General features: G+C 41.1%; 6 protein-coding genes. 5 read left to right on the top strand and 1 reads right to left on the bottom strand.

All coding sequences use genetic code 11. The features are described 5' to 3' along the window. Positions 1-518: hypothetical protein (locus tag DS2_RS15850; RefSeq protein WP_326979555.1), on the top strand; the 518-nt coding region annotated here is incomplete at its 5' end. A gap of 428 nt (positions 519-946) precedes the next feature. Here the strand turns inward: DS2_RS15850 and DS2_RS15845 are convergent. Continuing rightward, complete coding sequence (locus DS2_RS15845) at positions 947-1,528, bottom strand: TetR/AcrR family transcriptional regulator (protein WP_035015832.1); 582 nt, start codon at positions 1,526-1,528, stop codon at positions 947-949. Positions 1,529-1,672: 144 nt separating this feature from the next. Between DS2_RS15845 and DS2_RS15840 the strand changes: the two genes are divergently transcribed. From DS2_RS15840 to DS2_RS15825, 4 genes are all read left to right on the top strand, one after another. Then, a complete protein-coding gene (locus DS2_RS15840) occupies positions 1,673-2,089 on the top strand; it encodes a GFA family protein (RefSeq protein WP_035015830.1) in 417 nt (138 codons plus the stop codon). A gap of 830 nt (positions 2,090-2,919) precedes the next feature. Next, the gene (locus DS2_RS15835) at positions 2,920-4,026 is read left to right on the top strand and encodes a Fic family protein (protein WP_035015829.1); all 1,107 of its coding nucleotides are present in this window, start codon (positions 2,920-2,922) and stop codon (positions 4,024-4,026) included. A gap of 203 nt (positions 4,027-4,229) precedes the next feature. Next, positions 4,230-4,703, top strand: coding sequence for a (2Fe-2S)-binding protein (locus DS2_RS15830; RefSeq protein WP_035015827.1), 474 nt, complete (start codon positions 4,230-4,232; stop codon positions 4,701-4,703). Beyond that, the gene (locus DS2_RS15825; RefSeq protein ID WP_035015826.1) at positions 4,700-6,946 is read left to right on the top strand and encodes a xanthine dehydrogenase family protein molybdopterin-binding subunit; all 2,247 of its coding nucleotides are present in this window, start codon (positions 4,700-4,702) and stop codon (positions 6,944-6,946) included. Before DS2_RS15830 ends, DS2_RS15825 begins: the two co-directional genes overlap by 4 nt. Positions 6,947-7,306: the final 360 nt, after the last annotated feature.

Genomic DNA, 7,306 nt, shown 5'->3' with positions numbered 1-7,306 from the left:
TGGTATTTGGGTTTTTCTACAGTCTCGTTATATGTATATCAGGTTTTGTCATGTATTCTAAGATAGTAATTTCACTTTTCTTGTTGTTTTCTCTCATTGGTTGTTCTAACAGAGTAATTCATCTTGTTGATGATAATGGTAAAGAGGTAGGAGAATGTACTGCTGGTTATTATCTACATTTTTATGGGTTAGAAGACTCTATTGATTATATGCTATATCAGTGCGCTAAGGGTTTTATTGATAAAGGCTATAAAGTTTCTGGCGTTCTCCCTTTAGATCGAGATTATACTCTCCCTAAGCCTCCTGAAGGTGAGTCTTGGAATAAAAAGCTGGCGATGAGCCACTTTAAAAACGGTAAAATAACGGAAAGAAAACTAGGGTATGTTCTCGCTGCAATCGAATATGAATATTACCTCAAAATAGTTGATGCAGAAAAACGCTTTGCTAAAGGTAATATTGACGAAACGGCATTTAATAAAATAACTCAAGAAGCAGAATTCGTTTGGCGCGGTGAATAATACATATAATAAATAAGGATATGTTGCGCGAAGCCGCAACTTAATCCTATTGTTGAACAAGCCCGGTGCTGAGTTCTGCTTATATAAGGAAATAAATAGATTAGTCGTCATGGGTGACTTTTTTCAAGGCGAGTGTCGCTAGACCGCTTTCGGCCGATATTATTAACACATTGTTTTCATATAAGTTTCTGCTCCTTTTAGTTTGTTTAGTGCTGTGGCGGACCATCATCCATGCGGTCGTGGACACCTCCTTGTTTTAACTCGTCACAACATTTATTCGATTGCGTATAACACCAGTGCACAGCATTTCATTGTGGCAACAGGGGCAAGCACCTTGTGGTTATCCAAAGCAAGAATATTTTTTCAAAAATCACACCGAGATATAAATAGCGAGACAAGTATTTAAGTGGAGGCCGGTAATTGTGGCGCTATATTCCCCCCAACTTTATACCTGCTTCTCGTCGGCACGCAGCTAACAAATTCTCAATGGAATCTTGGCTCTGAAGAGTTCTGGCTATAGCTACGGCACCAATCATCATTGCTGTTACCGAAAAAATATCTTGCTCGTCACAATCACAATAGCTACTCGCGTACTCCATGATCGCTGTATTCATCCCATAGTAAACATCGGCATAAGCTTCTTTTATTGCTGTATCCTGCATATTGATGTCTGTTGCTAGGAACGCTAACGGACAAGATAAAGAGAGCTCTCCTTTTACATGCTCCAAGCTCAGGTAGTTATTTAGCAGCAAAGACAACCACTGTTTGTTAGATATACCCTCTGGCTTAAGGTTAGCAAGTTTAGTGCTGCTAGCTCTAAATTTTAATGCCTCACTGTAAAGCTCCGCTTTACTTTTAAAGTGTGCGTAAAAAGCGCCTCGGGTAAGCCCGCAATTATTCATCAAACCATCAATAGTAACCCCTTCAAAACCTTTCATTGCAAATAGCCTGAAGGAACTTTCAAGGATTCTTTCACGGGTGCTATTTTTGTGAGTCTTTGTATAGGGCATTGGTATGAGTTTCTCTGTTTTTATATATGTTCTTTATCATATATAAAATCTAGCCTAGTATGAAGCCTCATCTTTCGCAGGGAAACTAAATCTGAATATTGAGTTTCCCATACTACGCTAGGCATCAATCAAATTGGAGATAACATGGAGAAACATATTGGAAGCTGTATATGCGGCGACGTTGAATTTAGCTTTGAAGGCGACCCTATGAATTCCATTTTTTGTTATTGCAAGGAGTGTCAAGCGCTCACTGGCTCAGATAAGTGGTTTGGTCTTTGGGTGCCAAAAAATAGTTTTAAATTAACAAAAGGCACATCTTCATCATATACGCGAACAGGGGACTCAGGAAAAAAGGTAATTTATCATTTCTGTACCAGTTGTAGTTCTGTTCTGTGTGCTGAGGTAACAGCGGGTAATTTTTACTCAGTATCAGCAACTTCACTGAAAAATAATATTTTTACTCCTAAAATGTCAATCTACGCCTCTTCAGCACCATCATGGGCAATCTTCCCCAGTGATGTGCCAAAATTTGACATTCTACCGCCAAGAATGGGAGGCTAAATGCCTAACAAAATCAGGTTTCATCGAGCTATGTTAAAAAATATAGTCGGGTAGCCGAGGGTATCTACCCCTCAGTCCCCACAACATCCTACATGCGGGTTTACCCCAAGTGCGCCTTGTTCAAAATCAACACTTTTATTCAACTGCCGAAATGTCGGGTGCGGCCCCAGTTTATAATGACATTGTCAGGTGCGCTTCCAGCTTACCAGACCTACTACTTATGCAAAATTTGAGTTATTAAAATGTCTGCTTGTCACCAGTAGCTGACATTGAAAATTTTAAAGGCAGATTCTGCAATTGGCACAGATCCGTCCTTCGCCTCTAGATTGTTTTTGTCCAAAAATGAGTTACAACAGTGTGATACTTTAATTCTCAGTTGTAGAACGATTCACGCTTGGTAGTAGCAAATAGTATTAATGTTTATTTTTGAACACATTTAATCTAAATCGGTACGAACAGGGTTAATGGGATGTTTAGTATGAAACTTTATTCCTCTTCTACAAAACAATATTGAGGGCTCCATGAGCCCTTTGCTTTATTCTTGCACTTGCCAATGGCCAGTTTTATCTGAGCCTATCCGAACTAATCTAACCTGAGTTCTGGATAAGAAAAATTAAATAGGCGGGAACTAAATGCCCGCACCATGATCCGATCATTCGACCAAAAACAATGAATCATATAAGGTGTAATGGCTACTAAGAAAGGCTGGAAATATCGAAATATGATATGAATATCTGTATTATTCGCATCACAATTAGATTTGATTGTGGGGGTTATTCAAATCATAATATGATTTGAATAGGCTGTTATTTAAATCAAAAGGCGACAAGATGTGGATCTGGCAACAAGCTGACTGGCCGAACTTTATCTGGGATGAAAAAGTCATTGAACCCAAGTTACGCGACATTCGCTTTCACCAAGGAATGTTGTTGGGCAAGATGTCGAGCCAATCTAAAGACCAAAGGCAAAGTATGTTAGACACGCTATTGGCGAACATTATTCATTCGAGTGCCATTGAAGGTGAGAAGCTCAATGCTTTTTCTGTTCGCTCGTCTTTGGCCAATAAGCTTGGTCTTTCTGAAGAAAAACCATTTCCAACTACTGAACGCACTGATGGCTTAGCAGAAATAATGCTAGATGCGGTGGATAATTTAGACTCGCCGCTCTCACTTGAGAGGATATTGCAGTGGCATGAACGACTGTTTCCTGAGGGCTACACCTTGTTCAATCCTGTTATAGGAGGGCAGTTGCGCGGCGAAGAGCCTATGCAGGTTGTGTCGGGCAGGATTGATAAACCCACGGTGCATTTTGAAGCACCGAGCCGAGATGTGCTTGAGTCAGAACTAGACGTGTTTATTCGCTGGTTTAATGACTCTCGTGAGGACCCCGCTTTAGACCCTTTGCTTAGGGCTGCGATCACGCACTTTTGGTTCGTGACGCTCCACCCTTTGGATGACGGCAATGGCAGGATCACCCGCTTACTCACTGATTTGGCGCTGGCCCAGGCTGAGCGTCAATCTGTCCGTTTTTATGCAATGTCAGTGGCGATTTTAGCCAACCGTAAAAGCTACTACGAAATATTAGAGCAATCCCAGAAAGGTGAACTTGATATTACCGCTTGGCTTATGTGGTTTTTAAACATCTTAGGTGAAACATTCACCAATGTGATCGAAGAAATCGACCAAACGGTTTTTAAAACAAACTTCTGGCGAAATGTCGATCAAACGCGACTGTCCTCGGAACAAGTAAAAGTGCTCAATCGAATGCTTGATGGAGATTTTGACCAAGGCATTAATACGTCGCAATACCATAAAGTAGCGAAAGTGAGTAAGCCAACCGCTTCTCGTCATTTAGCCGCTTTGGTCGAGCTTGGTTGCTTGGTAAAAAGTGAAGCCGGGGGGAGGAGTACTCGGTATAAGCTGGCGCACTTGAGTTAAAAAAACGCACATTGATGGTGTGCTCCGATAGAACCAGAGACAGTTTTAAACTAGCTGCTTAAGGTGTGTGCTTGTATTAGACCATTACAACCTAAGCTAATTTTTACTAAAATTTTACTCTCGTCTTACAACAGGTTATTGTATTGTTGTTTTTGTAGACAATATACATTTAAGCTGAACCAATTGAGCCGCGAGAGTAAAATATGGAACTTAAAATAAACAATCAAATACATCAGGTAGATGCACCAGATGAGATGCCATTATTATGGGTGCTTAGAGATCTACTAGGCAAAAAAGGTACTAAATTTGGCTGTGGTCAAGGTTTATGTGGGACGTGTACAGTACATGTAAACGGACAACCTATGCGTTCTTGTATTACCCCAGTTGCCGTTGCAAAGAATTCTGAAGTGACCACAATTGAAGGGGTCGATGAGCAAGGCAACCATCCAATCCAAATTGCGTGGCGTGAGAATAATGTTCCTCAGTGTGGTTATTGTCAGTCAGGGCAAATTATGTCGGCGTTAAATTTACTCAGCAATAATTCCACGCCAACAGACCAAGATATTGATAGCGCAATGTCGGGTAATATTTGTCGTTGTGGTACTTATCCAAGGATAAAACAAGCGATTAAAGATGCCGCGAAGGTGATGAACCAAAATAAAGGAGCTAAATCATGAACACCTTTAAATTGGACCGACGTGAATTTTTAACTTTAACTGGCGTCGCTGGTGGTGGGTTGTTGTTGGGTTGCTCGAGCAGCAGTAATAGCTCGCAAGCTATGTTTGTCAAAAACAATCAAGCACACAAGCTGAATATATTTGTATCAGTTCGGCCAGACAATCGTGTGGACATTATTAACCATAGGTCGGAAATGGGCCAAGGCGCCAAAACCGGCGTGATTCAAATGATTGCCGATGAGTTGGATGTTGATTGGGAAAAAATCAACGTTGTTCAAGGTTTGGGTGACAAAGCTTATGGCAGTCAAAACACTGATGGCTCAACTAGTGTTCGCAAATTCTACTCAAAATTGCGAGAAATCGGCGCATCCGCTCGAACTATGTTAGAACAAGCTGCGGCTGAATACTGGCAAGTTGACGTCTCTCAGGTTCAGGCAAAACAGCATAAGGTATTTAATTTAACTAATGGCAATAGCCTAAATTATGGTGATTTAGCAGAGCTTGCGGCTAAGCAGCCGATACCGAATGTTGCCAAACTAACATTTAAAAGCAAAGAGCAATTTAAATACATTACTAAGCCTGTACCAATCGTTGATTTGCATGATATGACAACAGGCAAAGCAACTTACGGTATCGACGTGGAATTGGATGGGTTGCTGGTGGCTAGTATCGAGCGTTGTCCTGTGCTGTATGGCAAGGTTAAATCTTTCGATGCCTCAGGCGCAAAAGCAATTCCGGGTGTGGTTGATGTAATTAATATGCCAGAAACCGTTAAGCCAGTGGTATTTAGTGCTGGTAGCGGTGTTGCTGTTATCGCAACCAATACTTGGGCGGCCAATCAAGGTCGCAAAGCGCTAAAAATTGAATGGGATTTAGGCGAAAATAAAGATTTTGATAGCGAACAAGCGTTCGCTGATATGGCCAGTAAAGCGCAAAATCCAGCTAAACGCAGCGCTGAAAAAGGGGATATTACCGCTGGCTTTGCTAAAGCAGAACAAATTTTAGAAGCGACATACAAGGTACCGTTTTTAGCGCATGCACCAATGGAGCCGCCAGCAGCTGCGGCATTAGTTACAGACACAAGCTGTGAAATATGGGCTGCGACACAAAATCCACAAGCGGTTATGGATAATGTTGCTGGTATGGTTGGGCTAAAGCCAGAACAAATTAAAGTCAATGTTACTTTATTAGGTGGCGGTTTTGGACGAAAATCTAAAGCTGATTTTGTTTGTGAAGCTGTGTATTTATCCAAGAAACTTGGCAAGCCGGTCAAAGTTGTTTGGACACGTGAAGATGACCTTAAAATGGGTTATTTCCATGCTGGCGCAACTGCGTTTATAAAAGCTGGGGTTGATAAGCACGCAAATATTACCGCGTGGCAACAACGGTCAGTTATGCCGAGTATTAAAACTACCTTTGCGCCTTCAACAGATGATTTGCTTGATGTTGAGTTGTCGCTTGGTTTTAACGATATTCCGTTTCAGCTTGAAAGCTTGCAGGGAGAATCGTCAGGGTATGTAAACCCTGTGCGAATCGGTTGGTTGCGCTCGGTTAGTAATATTCCACATGCCTTTGCTTTGCATAGTTTTGTTGATGAGTTAGCGCACGCGAACAATATTCCGACTCATAAATATTTGCGGCAGTTATATGCTGAAGACAGGTTGATTGATCCGATAACCGACTATGGCTTTAAGGGGTATAAAAATTACGATGAAAGTTTGCAGCGTCATCCTATTAGTACCCAACGTTTCAAAGCTGTACTCGATAAACTTGAGCAAACCGTTAATTTTGATGAAGCTTTACCCGCGGGACAAGGTTGGGGTTTGGCGATTCATCGTAGTTTTGTCAGTTACGTCGGCGTTGCAAGTAAGGTTGAGGTAAAAGATGGCAAATTAACCGTATTGGCCATGCACTCCGTGATTGATTGTGGTGTTGCGGTTAATCCTGATCGAGTTGAATCGCAACTTGAAGGCGCGATGATCTTCGGCTTATCACTTGCGTTAATGGGCCGCATTGATATTAAACAAGGTGCGGTTAGTCAATCTAATTTTCACGACTATCCTGTGTTACGAATGCAGCAGTGCCCTGAGTTGTCTGTAGCTATCATTCAAAGTGACGCATACCCAGGCGGTGTGGGTGAGCCAGGTGTACCACCTGTTGCGCCAAGCTTGGTCAATGCCATTTTTACCGCGACTGGCAAACGTTATCGAGAGCTGCCTATCAATCAATACCTGACTGTTTGATACTTTGTTAAATAGGGCTGCGGAGCAGTCCTATTTCTTGCAAATATCCATCTCAATTTGTTTTTATACAATTTTTTAGATTTGCCTGTAAATACTCTCTGTGTGTACCTGCGCCAAACTTGTTTTAGTCAACTGTTTTTTATTTATATATATCATTATATTGTTAACAGTTATCTAAGTGTTGGGTGTTTTTGTTTTTTATTTATTAAAATCAAAGGTTTATGTTTTTGTTGCAATAAAGTAAAAATAATGTGCTTGTTCTTTGGTGTTAATTAAACTAATCTGATTACGCAAATTAAAGAGCTGGAAATCACACAAATTTTACCACTCTGTAGTCGTAAACTGACTATTTTTGCCAAT

This window comes from Catenovulum agarivorans DS-2 (assembly GCF_000568405.1).
Classification (GTDB): Bacteria; Pseudomonadota; Gammaproteobacteria; order Enterobacterales; family Alteromonadaceae; genus Catenovulum; species Catenovulum agarivorans_A.
This window is presented reverse-complemented; position numbering and strand designations above follow the sequence as displayed.